At 74.9% G+C, this 14,504-nt stretch carries 15 protein-coding genes; 8 read left to right on the forward strand and 7 right to left on the reverse strand.

Annotated features, from left to right (window positions below; genetic code table 11):
• The first annotated feature begins 187 nt into the window (after window positions 1–187).
• Window positions 188–1,900: a cytochrome c oxidase subunit I gene (ctaD, locus tag OG689_RS23925; RefSeq protein WP_266322954.1), complete on the forward strand. Its 1,713-nt coding sequence runs from the start codon at window positions 188–190 to the stop codon at window positions 1,898–1,900.
• 116 nt (window positions 1,901–2,016) lie between these two features.
• Complete coding sequence (locus OG689_RS23930; protein ID WP_266322955.1) at window positions 2,017–2,418, forward strand: YccF domain-containing protein; 402 nt, start codon at window positions 2,017–2,019, stop codon at window positions 2,416–2,418.
• A 21-nt stretch (window positions 2,419–2,439) separates the two neighbouring features.
• Here the strand turns inward: OG689_RS23930 and OG689_RS23935 are convergent, their stop codons facing one another.
• Together OG689_RS23935 and OG689_RS23940 are read right to left on the reverse strand one after the other, a co-directional pair.
• Entirely contained in the window at window positions 2,440–2,847 is a 408-nt protein-coding gene (locus OG689_RS23935) for a hypothetical protein (RefSeq protein WP_266322956.1), read from the reverse strand.
• Window positions 2,834–3,421 carry an Imm50 family immunity protein gene (locus OG689_RS23940; RefSeq protein WP_266322957.1) on the reverse strand — a complete coding sequence of 196 codons (588 nt, stop codon included), beginning with the start codon at window positions 3,419–3,421 and terminating at the stop codon, window positions 2,834–2,836. Before OG689_RS23940 ends, OG689_RS23935 begins: the two co-directional genes overlap by 14 nt.
• A 203-nt stretch (window positions 3,422–3,624) precedes the next feature.
• On the opposite strand from OG689_RS23940, the gene OG689_RS23945 reads away from it, so the two are divergent.
• Window positions 3,625–4,350, forward strand: coding sequence for an RraA family protein (locus OG689_RS23945; protein WP_266322958.1), 726 nt, complete (start codon window positions 3,625–3,627; stop codon window positions 4,348–4,350).
• Between the two features lie 96 nt (window positions 4,351–4,446).
• On the opposite strand, the gene OG689_RS23950 is transcribed toward OG689_RS23945, so the two are convergent.
• Window positions 4,447–5,289: a class I SAM-dependent methyltransferase gene (locus tag OG689_RS23950; protein ID WP_266322959.1), complete on the reverse strand. Its 843-nt coding sequence runs from the start codon at window positions 5,287–5,289 to the stop codon at window positions 4,447–4,449.
• Between the two features lie 142 nt (window positions 5,290–5,431).
• Between OG689_RS23950 and OG689_RS23955 the strand changes: the two genes are divergently transcribed.
• Complete coding sequence (locus OG689_RS23955) at window positions 5,432–6,034, forward strand: TetR/AcrR family transcriptional regulator (protein ID WP_266322960.1); 603 nt, start codon at window positions 5,432–5,434, stop codon at window positions 6,032–6,034.
• A gap of 334 nt (window positions 6,035–6,368) precedes the next feature.
• On the opposite strand, the gene OG689_RS23960 is transcribed toward OG689_RS23955, so the two are convergent.
• Window positions 6,369–6,674 (reverse strand): SCO5918 family protein, encoded by a 306-nt coding sequence (locus tag OG689_RS23960; protein WP_266322961.1) that lies wholly within the window; start codon window positions 6,672–6,674, stop codon window positions 6,369–6,371.
• A 310-nt stretch (window positions 6,675–6,984) separates the two neighbouring features.
• Between OG689_RS23960 and OG689_RS23965 the strand changes: the two genes are divergently transcribed.
• Together OG689_RS23965 and OG689_RS23970 are read left to right on the forward strand one after the other, a co-directional pair.
• Window positions 6,985–7,188 carry a cold-shock protein gene (locus OG689_RS23965; protein WP_266322962.1) on the forward strand — a complete coding sequence of 68 codons (204 nt, stop codon included), beginning with the start codon at window positions 6,985–6,987 and terminating at the stop codon, window positions 7,186–7,188.
• A 531-nt stretch (window positions 7,189–7,719) separates the two neighbouring features.
• Window positions 7,720–8,196 carry a hypothetical protein gene (locus OG689_RS23970; protein WP_266322963.1) on the forward strand — a complete coding sequence of 159 codons (477 nt, stop codon included), beginning with the start codon at window positions 7,720–7,722 and terminating at the stop codon, window positions 8,194–8,196.
• Between the two features lie 106 nt (window positions 8,197–8,302).
• On the opposite strand, the gene OG689_RS23975 is transcribed toward OG689_RS23970, so the two are convergent.
• On the reverse strand, window positions 8,303–10,207 hold the full coding sequence (locus OG689_RS23975; protein ID WP_266322964.1) for an FtsX-like permease family protein: 1,905 nt from the start codon (window positions 10,205–10,207) through the stop codon (window positions 8,303–8,305).
• A 150-nt stretch (window positions 10,208–10,357) separates the two neighbouring features.
• Between OG689_RS23975 and OG689_RS23980 the strand changes: the two genes are divergently transcribed.
• Together OG689_RS23980 and OG689_RS23985 are read left to right on the forward strand one after the other, a co-directional pair.
• A complete protein-coding gene (locus OG689_RS23980; protein ID WP_266322965.1) occupies window positions 10,358–11,650 on the forward strand; it encodes a sensor domain-containing protein in 1,293 nt (430 codons plus the stop codon).
• Window positions 11,651–11,712: 62 nt separating this feature from the next.
• Entirely contained in the window at window positions 11,713–12,354 is a 642-nt protein-coding gene (locus tag OG689_RS23985; protein WP_266327386.1) for a response regulator transcription factor, read from the forward strand.
• Window positions 12,355–12,366: 12 nt separating this feature from the next.
• Here the strand turns inward: OG689_RS23985 and mug are convergent, their stop codons facing one another.
• Both mug and OG689_RS23995 read right to left on the reverse strand, forming a co-directional pair.
• A complete protein-coding gene (gene mug / locus OG689_RS23990; RefSeq protein ID WP_266322966.1) occupies window positions 12,367–12,927 on the reverse strand; it encodes a G/U mismatch-specific DNA glycosylase in 561 nt (186 codons plus the stop codon).
• Between the two features lie 130 nt (window positions 12,928–13,057).
• The gene (locus OG689_RS23995) at window positions 13,058–14,362 is read right to left on the reverse strand and encodes a DUF2254 domain-containing protein (protein ID WP_266322967.1); all 1,305 of its coding nucleotides are present in this window, start codon (window positions 14,360–14,362) and stop codon (window positions 13,058–13,060) included.
• Between the last annotated feature and the right edge of the window lie 142 nt (window positions 14,363–14,504).

The raw sequence follows: 14,504 nt of genomic DNA on the forward strand, positions 1-14,504 counted from the left end.
GGCGTACCGCGGGGCGTACCGGGGGCGTCCGGGTGCGCGGGCCGGGTCGGGGGGGCGCGGGCCGGGCCGGCGGCCGCGTTCGGCCGACGCCGCCCGGCCGCGCCCCGGCGTGCCGCACGCTCCCGGCCATCGTGACTGGTAGTGCTTGACGGACCACTCGCGACGGTGCCCAGGAAGGTGCGGAGCCATGACCCTTCTGCCGAGAACCGAAGTCCCCGGCCGCGGTCCGCAGCGACCGGCCCGCGCTCACCGGCGCCGCGACCCGCGGGGCCGCCGGGGGCGGGTCCTGGTGTCGTGGCTGACCACCACTGATCACAAGCGGATCGGCACCCTCTACCTGACCACCGCGTTCGGGTTCTTCCTGGTCGGCGGGGTGATGGCGCTGTTGATGCGGGCCGAACTGGCCAGGCCCGGGCTGCAGCTGCTGTCCAACGAGCAGTTCAACCAGCTGTTCACCATGCACGGCACGATCATGCTGCTGATGTTCGCGACGCCGCTGTTCGCGGGCTTCGCGAACTGGATCATGCCACTGCAGATCGGTGCGCCCGACGTGGCCTTCCCCCGGCTGAACATGGTCGCGTACTGGTTCTACCTGTTCGGTTCGCTGATCGTGGTGGGCGGCTTCCTGACCCCGGACGGCGCCGCCGACTTCGGCTGGTTCGCCTACGCGCCGCTGAACAGCGCGATCCACTCGCCGGGTATCGGCGGAGACATGTGGATCATGGGGCTGACCCTCTCCGGCTTCGGGACGATCATGGGCGCGGTCAACTTCATCACCACGATCATCTGCTTCCGGGCGCCGGGCCTGACCATGTTCCGGATGCCGATCTTCGTCTGGAACATCCTGCTCACCAGCGTCCTGGTGCTGTTCGCCTTCCCCGTGCTGGCCGCCGCACTGCTCGCGCTGGAGGCGGACCGCAAGTTCGGCGCGCACGTCTTCGACCCGGCCAACGGCGGCGCCCTGCTCTGGCAGCACCTGTTCTGGTTCTTCGGCCACCCCGAGGTCTACATCATCGCGCTGCCCTTCTTCGGCATCGTCACGGAGATCATCCCGGTCTTCAGCCGCAAGCCGATCTTCGGCTACTCCGGTCTGATCGCGGCCACCGTCGCCATCACCGGCCTGTCGATCACGGTCTGGGCGCACCACATGTTCGTCACCGGGCAGGTGCTGCTGCCGTTCTTCTCGATCATGACGCTGCTCATCGCGGTGCCGACCGGGGTGAAGTTCTTCAACTGGATCGGCACCATGTGGCGGGGCAGCCTGAGCTTCGAGACCCCGATGCTCTGGACGATCGGCTTCCTGGTCACCTTCCTCTTCGGCGGCCTCACCGGTGTCCTGCTGGCCTCCCCGCCGATCGACTTCCACGTCTCGGACTCGTACTTCGTCGTCGCCCACTTCCACTACGTGGTCTTCGGCACCGTCGTCTTCGCGATGTTCGCCGGCTTCCACTTCTGGTGGCCAAAGATGACCGGCAGGATGCTCGACGAACGCCTCGGGAAGATCCACTTCTGGACGCTCTTCGTCGGCTTCCACACCACCTTCCTGGTCCAGCACTGGCTCGGCGCCGAGGGCATGCCCCGCCGCTACGCCGACTACCTGGCCTCCGACGGCTTCACCACCCTGAACACCGTTTCCACCATCGGATCCTTCCTGCTGGGGATCTCCACCCTCCCCTTCCTCTACAACCTCTGGAAGACCGCCAGGTACGGCGAGAAGGTCGAGGCCGACGACCCGTGGGGCTACGGCCGGTCACTGGAATGGGCGACCTCCTGCCCGCCGCCGCGGCACAACTTCCTCACCCTCCCGAAGATCCGCTCCGAGTCCCCGGCCTTCGACCTGCACCACCCCGACATCGCCGCCCTCGACCGGCTGCAGAACGACCGCGAGCCGCTCGGCTGACCGGCCCGGCCCGGGACCCGTCCGCCCGATCGGGGTTTTCCGGGCCCCGGCAGCGGGGACGTGGCAGGGGAAGCGCCGAAGAGCCTCGGGGGACAGCTCATGGGAGGCTGGGTTTCATGAAGGTGATCGGCTTTATCCTCAACGTGCTCTGGCTGATTTTCTGCGGCATCTGGATGTTCATCGGCTACGCCATCGCCGGCATCATCTGCTGCATCTTGATCATTACCATTCCCTTCGGCATCGCCTCCTTCCGCATCGCCGGCTACGTCCTGTGGCCGTTCGGACGGACGACGGTCCAGCGGGACGAGGCGGGCGCCCCGTCGCTGGTCGGCAACGTGATCTGGGTGATCTTCGCGGGGATCTGGCTGGCGATCGCCCACGTGGTGACGAGCATCCCGCTGTTCCTGTCGATCATCGGGATCCCGTTCGGCTGGGCGAACCTCAAGATGATCCCGATCTCGCTGATGCCGCTCGGCCGCGAGATCGTCTCCACGGACGAGAAGTTCGGCGCGCGCTGAGGGCGGTGGCCGCCGGCCGGGTCAGAGGCTGCCGAGCAGGTAGCCCCTGGGCCGGTCGGCCCCAGCGCCGGTCCAGGTGAAGGAGATCCGCGTGCCGTGGCCGGACAGGACCGCCGAGCCGTCCGCCAGGGTGATCGAGTCGAGCGGCCGATGGGTCCATCCGTCCGCCTCGACCTCGTCCACGCCGGTGAGGACGAGGAAGAACTCCACGGCGGTGTGGCCCCTTTCGGCCCATTCGGCCGCCGCGGCGGCGGGCAGGCCCGGGGCGGTGAAGCCGAGGGTGACGGAGGCGTCCCGCTCGTCGAGGTGGACGCTGAAGAGGTCGTAGCCGTTCAGCGGCGGGGCCGGCACGCCGAGCACGCTCCGGACCGGGGCCGGGTCGGCCAGCAGGGCGGACCAGTCGGGCGCCGGTGCGTCAGGGGAGGTCATAGAAGGGCTTCCGGGTGGTCGGGGGCAGCGTGTCGTGGAGCATCCCGTCCACCCGGCTCGCGAACCGGCGACGGGCGGTGTACGGGTCGCCGTCGCCCGAACGGTAGGCGCTCAGGTGGCTCACCTGGAGCGAGTCGGAGGCCGTGAAGTCCGCCGTGAATCCCTCGCCGCGGACCGACACCCGGAGCCGGCGGCGTTCGCGCGGTTCGAACGACACGTCGGCCGGGCCGCCGTCGGGGCGGCCCCGCATCCGCAGGTCCTCGTCGGTCAGGATGAAGTGCAGCTGGCATTCGAGACGGTCGCAGCCCGCCTCGGACCAGTCGGCGGGCGGGCGGTCCGGGAAGCAGGGCAGGTCGACCCGGAGCTTGAGCACCGGACCGTACCGGCCGAGGTGGACCGACCGCAGCGGCGCCCGCTCCAGCGGCGGGACGGCGGAGTACCAGCGGGTCAGCGGCTCGGGGTTGACCAGCAGCTCGTGCCAGGCCGGGGTGGTGATGGCGGTGCTCCTCCGGTTCGGCCGCGGGTGGCGGCGCCGACTGCTCCCGCCGGATCCTCGGACCGGCTGCTCCGACACTCTCACGGCCGGGCCGGCGGCCGGGCGGCCGGGTGAGTGGTGAGGGGTGAGCGGGTGGGCAGACGGGCGGGCGGGCAGGCAGGCGGGCGGGCGGGCGGTGCGGGGGTGGCACGCCGTCACGGTCCTTGCCCTGCCCGGCGATCGGGGAGGAGACTGCGGATCCGACCGGCATCCGCCGGGCCCCGGGAATCGGAGTGAGCCCGATGAGCGACCGGTCGCCGGCCGTGCAGACGTCCGTACAGTCCGCCCTCTCCGCGCTGTCCACCGCGCATCTCGCGGACGCCTGCGTGCGTCTCGGGGTCCAGGTGCGCTGCGGGCCCTCGGGCCTGACCGCGGTGGCCGGCGGGATGCGGTGCGCCGGCGGGGTGCTGCCGGTGCGTCATGTCGGCAGCGTGGACATCTTCTTCGAGGCGCTGGAGCGCTCCCGGCCGGGCGACGTGCTGGTGATCGACAACGGCGGGCGGCTCGACGAGGCGTGCATCGGCGACCTGGCGGTGCTGGAGGTCCAGCAGGCCGGGCTGGCCGGCATCGTGGTCTGGGGCCTGCACCGGGACACCCGGGATCTGCTGCGGATCGGACTGCCGGTCTTCACCCTCGGCGCCACACCGGCGGGCCCGCTCCAGGTCGGCGAACGGCTCCCGGACGGTCTGGAGCGGGCCCGGGTCGGGCCGTGGGCCGTCACGGCGGCCGATGTGGCCGTCGGCGACGGCGACGGCGTGGTCTTCCTGCCGGGGGACCGGATGCGGGAGATCGTGGCGGCGGCCGAGGCGATCCGCGACGTCGAGGAACGGCAGGCGGACGCGATGCGGGCCGGGTCGTCCCTGCGCCGGCAGACGGGCTTCGCCGACTACCTGGCCGCACGGGGGGCGAACCCGGGGCTGACGTTCCGTGAGCACCTGCGGGCGACCGGCGGGGCGATCGAGGAGTAGCCCGCCCCGCCGGTCCCGCCCGCCCCGCCCGCCGGTCCCGCCCGCCCCGCCCGCCGGTCCAGCCCGTCCCGCCGTCCGGGCCGAGCCGTTCCGTCGCTACGGCGCGACGGCCGTGACCAGCAGGGCCGCGCCCCGGAGCCGGACGCCGTCCGGTCCCTCGTGGGGCCGCAGGGCGGCCGTCAGCGTGCTCTCGGCCCGTCGTGCGGTGGCCGGGTCGGCCCCGGCGAGCAGGTGGTGGGCGGGGCCGGAACCGAGCAGGAAGCGGGCGGCGTCCGCGGCGTCCCGCCCCCAGTGCATCGGGGCCTCGACGGCGGTGCAGCCGATGCTCGCGTACCCGGCGCCGGCCAGCACCTCCCGGACGCGGGCGGCGTCGGCGAGCGAGAACATGCCGGGGTCGCCGGGGGTGGGCGGCGGCGGGACCGGCAGGTGCTCGCGCAGGGCGGCCAGCACCCGCAGCCAGTCGTTGCGGCCGGGGTCGCCCATGCAGACGAAGGCCAGGCGGCCGCCGGGGCGCAGGGCGCCGCGGATGTTGGCGAACGCGGCGACCGGGTCGCCGAAGAACATCGTCGCGAACCGGCTGACGGCCACGTCGAAGGCGGCGGGGGCGAAGGGGTGCACCTGCGCGTCGCCCTGGACGAAGGCGGCGTTCGCCAGGCCTTCGGCGGCGGCCTCGGCCCGGGCGCGGGCCAGCATCTGCGCCGACAGGTCGACCCCGAGGGCCCGGCCGTCGGGTGCCCGGCGGGCGGCCAGCCGGGTGGTCCGGCCGGCGCCGCAGCCGATGTCGAGCACGTGGTCGCGGGGGCCGATCGCGGCGGCGCCGAGGAGGGGTTCGTCGAAGCCTCCGTTGACGGCGTTCCAGCGGTCGTGGTGGCCGGCCCAGTGGTCGCCCTCGTAGCCGTTCCACGCCTGCGCCTGCTCGGTGTTGACGACAGGGTGCATCGCGAACTCCCTCCGGTCCGGTGCGGGGGCGCCCCGCTAGTATGGGCGCCTGCCCATACCGTATGGGCGGTCGCCCATACCCGCAAGGGGTATTGGCGAGCACGGCGAGGACCGCTGCCCCGGGCAGTGCTGGAGGAGGGCGATGTCACCGCGAGGCGTGCCGATCACCGACGTCCGGGAGCGGCTGTTCGCCGCGGCCGAGCGGGTGCTGGCCAGGGAGGGCCCGGGCGGGCTCTCGAACCGCTCGGTCACCGGCGAGGCGGGCTGCGCCAAAGGTGTCCTGTACAGCCACTTCGCCGATCTGGACGAGTTCGTGGCGGAGCTGGTGCTGGACCGGTTCCGGGCCGTCGCGGAGGGTGCCGAGAGCCTGCCGGGCCGCGCCGGGCGGGGGATGGTGGCCGAGAACCTGACCGGGACGGCGCTCGCCCTGCTCGCCTCCAGCGGCCCGGCGGTCGCCTCGCTCGCCCTGACCCGGGCGGGCGTGTCGGCGCGGGTGCGGGCCGCGATGGAGGGCGGCGCGCCGGGGATGCCGGAGGTCGAACGCGCGCTCGCGGGCTACCTGGAGGCCGAGCAGCGGCTCGGCCGGCTCGGGCCGGCGGCGGACTGCGCCGCGCTGGCGCTGCTCGTGGTGGGTACGGTCCACCACCTGTTGATGACCGCCTGGGCGGACTCGGCGGACCCGGCCGAACGGGTGCGGGGGTTCGTCGCGGAGCTGGTCCGCGGGGCGGGGTCCACGGGCGCCTGAGGCCGGGCCGGCCGGTGGGTGCTCGGGCCGGTGCAGACGGCGCCCGGCGGGGCACCCGCGGGCGCCCGGCGGGCCTCGGGGGCCCCGCGTCGGCCGCCGGGGCGCGGTCGCTCCCGGGCCGGCTCCCGGGCCGTCCTCGGCCCGCTCGGGCCGGGCCCTGCCGGCGCCCCCCGGCGCCCGTGCAGGGTCGGCGGGTCAGGACGCGCCGAAAAGCCCGGCGGCCCCGAGGGGCCCGGCCGGGCGGTGGTGCAGGTCGGCCTACCGGACCGCCACCCCGTGAACGGGGCCGGCATGGGGCCGGACCGGGGAGCGGTCGTGGTCGGACGTGGTCCGGTCAGAAACCCAGCGGGTCGGTGGACTCGGTACCGGCGGTGGGCTCGGTGGGCTCCGGCGTCTCGGCGACCGGCGGCGAGGTGCGGCAGGTGAAACCGAGCCGCTCCATCGCGCGGTACACCTCGGCGGCGCTGAAGTCCCGGCGGTCCTGGCGGGTGATGACCGCGCCGACCTGCTTGACGGGGTACCAGCGGCGCCCGATCCGGACGGCCTCCGCCAGGGCGGGCTCGGGCTTGATCCCGGCCATGGCCTTCTCCACCTCGTTCGCCTCCAGGTAGAACGAGCGGCCGGCGATGGTGGAACGCATGTTGCCTCACGGGTGTGGTCGGGGGTCGGGGGAGCGAGTGGTCCTCTAGGTCGAGGTTCGCACATCGGAGCCCGCCGGCGCGAGGCCTGAATTTTCTGGCGGGCATGGGTCATTTGCCCCCCGGACCGTGCTACTGTCGATACCAGTTGCAGTTTTGGTTCCCATGAACTTATGTGTGCGCCTGCTGGTTTCGACCTGGGGGCGCACTTTTGTTTTTTGCCCGGATTCTTTTCCGGACGGGGCAATCAGTGCGACGACAAGGTGATCCGCGAGGTGCGGGTCGCCGGTTCAGCCCCGAAGGAGAATGAATATGGCTACTGGCACCGTGAAGTGGTTCAACGCCGAGAAGGGCTTCGGCTTCATCGAGCAGGACGGTGGCGGCGCCGACGTCTTCGCCCACTACTCGAACATCAGCGCCCAGGGCTTCCGCGAGCTCATCGAGGGCCAGAAGGTGCAGTTCGACGTCACGCAGGGCCAGAAGGGCCCGCAGGCGGAGAACATCACCATCGTCTGATGGTTGTGTCGAAGTGCGCGGCGTGAGTCGCTGACCGTGGGGCCCGCAGAGTTTCTGCGGGCCCCACGGCCGTTCTGTGCCCATTTCCGTCCGGACCGCCCGGAGCGTCGGGTTCCGCCCACGCTGCGCCGAGCACCGGGCGATCTTCTTTCCGGTGCCCGTGACCGGGGGAATTCCGGCGAGGCGCCTGGGCCGGCCGGCCGAATCGGCCGGCTGTGATCCCGCCCGGGCGGGCAGGGCCACCGGGAATTCACAGAACCCTTCCTTCGTGTTCCCACGCCCGGCCGCCCCGGCCCGCGCCGGGGCAACGTCCCCCGGGGCGCGGGGGCGCGGGGGCGCGGGGGAGCGGGGGAGCGGCCGGGCGTGGGGCTGTCGAGCCCGGTGCCGCCGGGACCGGGCGGTATGACATCCGTCATCCGGGAGTGGTGACGCCGGATCGTGGTGGGGGCACCGACACCCGAGAAGAATCGTGTCCACCGATCGGGCGAACGCGCCGGACCGGACCACACGCTTCCGGGGGAACAGATCACCATGGGCAACCGAGCCGCCGCCTTCGCCACCGCCGTCCCCGTCGCCGCGCTGCCGCTGCCGGCGCGGGCCGATGCGACCGGATCGCCCGCCGTGCTCCAGGGAGACGTGCCGCGGTTGCCGGTCTGGTTCTTCGGCTTCGAGGCCGTCCTGGCCGCGGCCTTCGACATCATCAAGGCCTTCCCGCAGGCCTGGCCGGCGCTGCTGCTGGTCGGCCTGGTCAACATCACCGTCTCGCTGACCGTGCTGCGTGGCCGCCTCCGGCTGGCCAAGGCGCTCTGGCGCGGCAAGGGGACGCGCAGGGTGGCCGTCGGCCTGGTCGCGCTGCGGCTGGGCAGCCACCTGCTGCTCGGCGCGGTCGGTCTCGCGGTCACCTCCACCCTCGGCCATGTCGGCTTCGCCCTGGTGATGTCCGCCCTCACGGTCGGGCTGCTGGCCTGGACCCAGCGCACCGCCCTGCGTGCGCTCGGCGCCGTCTGAGCCTTCCCCGGCCCTCCCCGGCCCGGCCCTCCCGTCGCCTCTCCGGCCCGTTCCGGGAGCCGCCGACCGCCGTGGCCGGACGGCGTGCCGTCGCCACCCGCTCCGGTCACCGCGCCACGGCCGCCACCGGCCGGCCGCGCAGCACCCAGGCGGCCGACAGGGCCGCGCACGGCACCGTGATCACCGCGGCCGCGCCCGCCACCACGCCGACGGTGCCCCAGGGCAGCGGGACGGGCGCACTCACTCCCAGCAGCGCCAGGGCCCCGTGCATCCCGGCCAGGTTGAGACCCGCCACCGCGCAGCCCAGCACCGTGCCGGCGGCCACCACCAGCAGCGACTCGGCCGTGACCAGCCCCACCACCTGCCCCCGGGTCGCCCCGGTCAGCCGCAGTACGGCCAGCTCCCGCCCGCGGTCGGTGGTCGCCATCACCAGCGTGTTGGCCAGTGCGATGCCGGTGTAGAGCAGGGCGAGGCCCAACACCAGCGCGCTGCGCAGCTGGGCCGTCCGGTTGTCGGCGGGGTAGGCGGCGGCGAGCCAGGCGTCCCGGGTGGCCACCGTCGCGCCGTGCGCCCGGGCCTGGGCGCGCAGGCGTTCGTCCGTCGCGGCCGGGTCGGCGCCGGGCAGCAGCCGCACGTCGACCCGGTCCACCCGGGCGCCCGGGGCGTTGCGCGCGGTGACGTACAGGCCGTTGTTGCCCATGCCGTCGCGCAGCACGGCGGCGACCCGCAGGGTGGTCCGGCTGCCGTCGGGTCGGACCACCGGCACCCGCTGTCCGACGCCGTGCTGCGGCCACTCCTCGGGCAGCACGATGCCGTCGTCGTCGAGTGCGGCGACCGAGCCGGCCAGCACCGGCAGCCGGGACACCACGGCGAGCGCGGCCGGATCGGCCGTCCGGGCCTCGGCGGCGACCACGGCGCCGTCCGGCTCGACCACCGACAGCCTGGTGCCGGCGGTGGGGGAGAGCACCAGGCCGGGAACGGCGCGTAGCGCGTCCAGCAGTCCGGTGCCGGCGGCGCCGGTGCCTCGGCCGGGCGTGACCACGTAGTCGGCCGCGCTCTGCGACCGGGCCTCGGCGGCCTTCGCCGCGCTCACCGTCTGCAGCGCTCCCGCGAGGGAGCCCGCCAGTGCGACGGAGACCAGGACCGGCGCCGCGATCGCGCCCGTCCGCCGCAGGCCCGCCGTCGCGCTCTCCCGGGCCAGCCGCCCCGCGTAGCGGGTCAGCCGGGCCGGCAGCCAGGCCAGCACGCGCAGCAGCGGGGGCGTAGTTACGGGGGTGAGCAGGGCGCAGGCGCTGATCAGCAGCATCGGCTGGGTGGTGTACGTCTTGCGGGCGAGCAGCCGGCCGGGGTCGGTGGCCAGTGCCGTGGCCACCACGGCGGCCGCGGTGACCAGCAGGCCGACGGCCCACACCCAGCGGCCGGCCGTCATCACGCCGGTGTCGACGTCGGCTTCCCGCAGGGCGTCCAGCGGTCCGATCCGGCCGGCCCGGCGGGCCGCGACGGCGACCCCGCCGAGGGCCACCAGCAGGCCGGTCGTGAAGGCGGCGTACAGCGGCCAGGAGGCGGTGCCGGCGGTGAAGCCGGGCGGGGCCATCCCGACCGCGACCAGCCGGCCGGCGAGCCGGGGCGCGCCGGCCCGGCCGGCCGCGCACCCGGCGGCGGAGGCGGCCACCCCGAGCAGCAGGGCTTCCGCCAGCACCGTCCGCCGGACCTGTGCGGGGGTGGCGCCGGCCAGCCGCAGCAGGCCGAGTTCCCGGCGGCGCTGCGCGACCACGTAGGCGTAGGTGGAGGCCACCACGAAGGCGGACACGAAGGTGCTCACGCCGCTCGCGGTGCCGAGGACGGCGTACAGCACGACGGCGTCCTCCCCCGGCGGCAGGGCGGGGACGCCGGCCAGCCCGAGCGTCATCGCGGCCGTCAGGGCGACGCCGAGGGCCAGCGCGACGAACGCCCCGGTCAGTGAAGTCCAGCGGGCCCGTAGCGACTTCAGGGCGATCCTTGTCATCCTCATGCCCTCAAGGCAACCGGCCGGGGCCGGCTGCCGCACCAGCCCTGGACCCCGTCCCGACGGTAGGGCCTGCCCTACCGCCCCGGGCGGCCCGGCGGCCTAGGGTTCCGAGGGGAGCACCGGCGGCGGGCGGGGCGGAGCGCGGGGGAGCGGATGGACACCGGTACGGCCTGGCAGGCGCTGCGGCGCCCCGGCCTCCTGCGCACCCGCTGGCCCTGGCGGGCGGCCGGGTACCTGCTGCTGAGCGGCTCGGCCGGACTGCTGATGGGCACCGGGCTGTTGCTCTGCGGGACCATCGCCGGGGTGCTCGCCCTGGTGCTGGTGGGCCTGCCGCTGCTGGCGGCGCTCGCGCTGGCGGGGGTGCCCTTCGCGGCGCTGGAGCGGCGGTTGCTGCGACTGGTCGACCGGACGCCGGTGGCGGCCCCGCACCGGGAGCCGGCCAGGCCGGGGCTGGCCGCCTGGCTCCGGGTGCGTTTCCAGGAGCGGGCGACCTGGCGGGAGTTGGGGCACGCGGCGCTGGCGGGGTTCGTCCTGTGGCCGGTCGACCTGGTGGCGGTCGGCTTCGTGCTGGTCGTACCGGGCCAGCTGATCGCCTCGCCGCTGCTGCTCGCGCTGGACGGCGAGCAGGTGAACGTCCTGAAGGTCTGGCAGGTCGAATCGCCCATGCTCACCGCCGTGTCGGCGGTCGGCGGGGTGCTGCTGCTGGCCGGGCTGGCCTATCCGCTGACGGCGCTGGCGGCGGGCCGGGCGGCGCTCACCCGGATGCTGCTGGAGCCCACCGGGCAGGAGCTGCGGATCGGCGAACTGGTCAGTTCCCGGGCGCGGCTGGTGGACGCCTTCGAGGCCGAGCGGCGCCGGATCGAGCGGGACCTGCACGACGGCGCCCAGCAGCGCCTGGTCGCCCTGTCGATGTCCCTGGGGCTGGCCCGGCTGGACGCGCCGCCCGGCGGGCCGCTGGCCGGCCGGCTCGCCGAGGCTCAGCGCGAAGCGGTGGAAGTCCTGGCCGAACTAAGGGAGTTGATCAACGGGATCCACCCGCAGGTGCTCACCGACCGCGGGCTGCCGGACGCCTGCGCCGATGTCGCCGATCGGTCCCCCGTCCCGGTGGTGGTGGCCTTCGACCTGCCCGGCCGGTTGCCGGCGGCGATCGAGTCGGCCGGGTGGTTCGCGGTCTGCGAGGCGCTGGCGAACGTCGCCAAGCACAGCGGCGCCCGCGGTGCCCGGGTCGACGGGCGTTACGCTGGCGGCCTGTTGACGATCGAGGTACGGGACGACGGGGTGGGCGGCGCCGACCCGGCCGGGGGCAGCGGGCTGACCGGGCTGGCCGACCGGGTGTCGGTGGTCGACGGCACGCTGACGGTGAGCAGCCCGCCCGGTGGCCCGACCCTGCTGCGCGTGGAGATCCCTTGCACCCCGAGCCCGCCCTGCACCCCGAGCCCGCCCTGAACCCCGAGCCCGCCGCGAGCCCCGTACCTTCGGGCGGCCCGTCCGACAGCCCGCAGGGTGGTCTGCGGGTGGTCCTCGCCGAGGACGCGGTGCTGCTCCGGGAGGGCCTGATCGGCCTGCTGGGCCGCTTCGGCCACCGGGTGGTGGCGGCCGTCGGCGACGCCGAGGCGCTGCGGGCGGCCGTCGAGGCGCACCGGCCGGACATCGTGGTCACGGACGTCCGGATGCCGCCGGGGCAGAGCGACGAAGGCCTGCGGGCGGCCGTCGCCCTGCGCGAGCGGTGGCCCGGCCTGCCGGTGCTGGTGCTCAGCCAGTACGTCCAACGCTCGTACGCAGCTGAGCTGTTGGACTCCGGCGACGGCTCCGGGGTCGGCTACCTGCTGAAGGACCGGGTCGGCCAGGTGGAGGAGTTCCTGGAAGCGGTCGCCGTGGTGGCCGGCGGCGGCACCGTCGTCGACCCCGAGGTGGTCCGCCAGCTCCTGCGCCGCCGCCGGGACCCGCTGGAGCGGCTCACCCCGCGCGAGCGGGAGGTGCTGGGCCTGATGGCCGAGGGCCGGTCGAACGCCTCGATCTGTCGCGAGCTCGTGGTCTCCGAGGCCGCGGTGGGCAAGCACATCGGCAACATCCTGGCCAAACTCGACCTGCCGCCGGCCGTGGAGTCGCACCGCCGGGTGCTGGCGGTGCTGGAGTTCCTGCGGAGCTGACCCGGCCCCGGGTCACTCCGGCCGGCCGACGGCCTCCCGGAGCTTGCGGAACTCCGCCGCCAGCGCGTCCAGGGTGTAGTGCGCGTTCAGGCCGCTGGGGTTGGGCAGCACCCACACCTCGGTGTCGCCGAGCCCCTCCGGCCGGCGCCCCACCGTGGCGCGCGGCTGCCCGAAGGCCGTCCGGTAGGCGCCGATGCCCAGCACCGCGAGGGCGCGCGGGCGCAGCCGGGCGACGCGTTCGGCGAGGGCGGCGCCGCCCTCCAGCAGCTCGGCCCGGGTGAGCTCGTCGGCCTTGGCGGTGGTGCGAGCGGCGACGTTGGTGATGCCGAGGCCCAGGTCGAGCAGCTGGTCCTGCTCGTCGGGCCGCAGCTGGCGGGGGGTGAAGCCGGAGCGGTGCAGGGCCGGCCAGAAGCGGTTGCCGGGGCGGGCGAAGTGCCGGCCGGTGGCGCCGGACCACAGGCCCGGGTTGATGCCGCAGAAGAGCACGGTGAGTCCGGGCCCGGCGACGTCGGGGATGGTCGCGTCCTGGGCGGCGGCGAGCTGTTCGGCGGTGGGGCGGGAGGAGGTCGGCACCCGCCCAGTCTGCCTGCCCGGCCGGTCTGCCGGCCGGGATCGTCCGTTCTCGCCCGCCCCACCCGGTCCGCCGCTGCTCGTCCCGTCCCCGCCCCGCCCTGCCCCCCCGGCCCGCCCCGCCCCGGCCCGGTCAGGGCAGGCCCAGCCGGGCGGCGAGCGCACGCACCGGCAGCAGGTCCGCGGGCTGCCTGACGTGGGCCTCCGCGTCCAGCAGCACCAGCCGGGCCTGCTCGGCGACGGCGGCCCGGCGGGCCGGGGCGGTGACGGTGGCGGCGGCGTCCCCGAGCAGCCGCAGCAGGGCCAGGCAGACGGCCGGTTCGGCGCAGCCGTACCGGCGGATCTGGCCGCAGGCGAGGTCGAGGTACTCGGCGTACCGGTGGCCGGCCGCGCTCACCCGCAGCCGGCCGTCCGCGTCGGTGAAGCCCTCGTCGCCCAGCGGGCGGGCACCGAGCGGGCAGAGCACGGTGGCGAGCCGGTCGAGCACCTGGACGGCGCTGTACGGGTCGTTGATCGCGGGCGACAGGGTCCGCAGGCCGATGTCGACGAGCTGGCGCATCCCGAAGGCGGTGTCCTGCTGGAGGGTGCGTTCCGGGCCGACGGCCACCGCCTGGTGCAGCGCGCGGGCGAGCGCGGCCCGGTCCGCGACCGGTCCGCCGGAGCGGGACCAGGCCAGTGCCAGCGGCTCGACCCCGGCCACCACGTGGTCACCGACCCGGGCGGTCACGGCGACCACCGCGTCCTGGCGAACCGCCTCCTCCAGCAGCCGCTCCGGGTGGAAGGTCTGCAGGTAGCCGGAGTGCGGCGAGTGGAGCACGACCGCACCGGGCGGCGGGTCCGGGCCCGAGCCGTCCTGGGCGGCGGCCGCGGCGGCGGGCGGGGGCAGGCCCCGGACGGTGTTGCGCGCCACGGTGTTCATCACGGTGTCGATCCGGATCGAGTGCGCCACGTGGTGCACGAAGTAGACGAGCATGCCGAGGCTGACGAAGACCAGCACGATCGCACCGGTGACCGCGATCCGGGGGAAGTCCTCGTCCGCCGCGTCGGCGGTGCCGACGGTGTAGAGCCCCGCGGTGCTGTAGGCGAAGGTGGCGACGAAGACGGCCAGCACCACCTGGTTGGGCCGGTCGCGCAGGAAGTTGCGCAGCAGCCGGGGCGAGAACTGGGTGGAGGCCACCTGCAGCGCGACGATGGTCAGGCCGAGGACCAGCGCGATCACCGTCACCATGGTGGCGCTGATCGCGGTCAGGACGTCCCGGGCGTCGGCGGCGGTGCCGGCGAAGGCCAACGAGTGCAGCGGCGAGGAGTCCGGGACCCGTACCCGCGACAGCGTGCCGCCCGCGAGCAGGGCCAGCGCCACGGCGACCAGGGGCAGGACCCACAGGGCGCCGCGCAGGTACTCGCCGAGGGCCTCGCCCCGGGCCCGGATCGGACGCATCGGCACCTCCCGCAGCGGGTCCTCCCATCGTGACCCATGGCGCCGGGGCGGACATCTCCGCGGCGGGGCACCGGTGCCGTCGGCAGGCCGGTCTCAGCCCGGGGCGCCCGCCTGAGTCCCGCCGCCGCGGGCCCGGCCGGCG

It is taken from the genome of Kitasatospora sp. NBC_00240 (assembly GCF_026342405.1).
Classification (GTDB): domain Bacteria; phylum Actinomycetota; class Actinomycetes; order Streptomycetales; family Streptomycetaceae; genus Kitasatospora.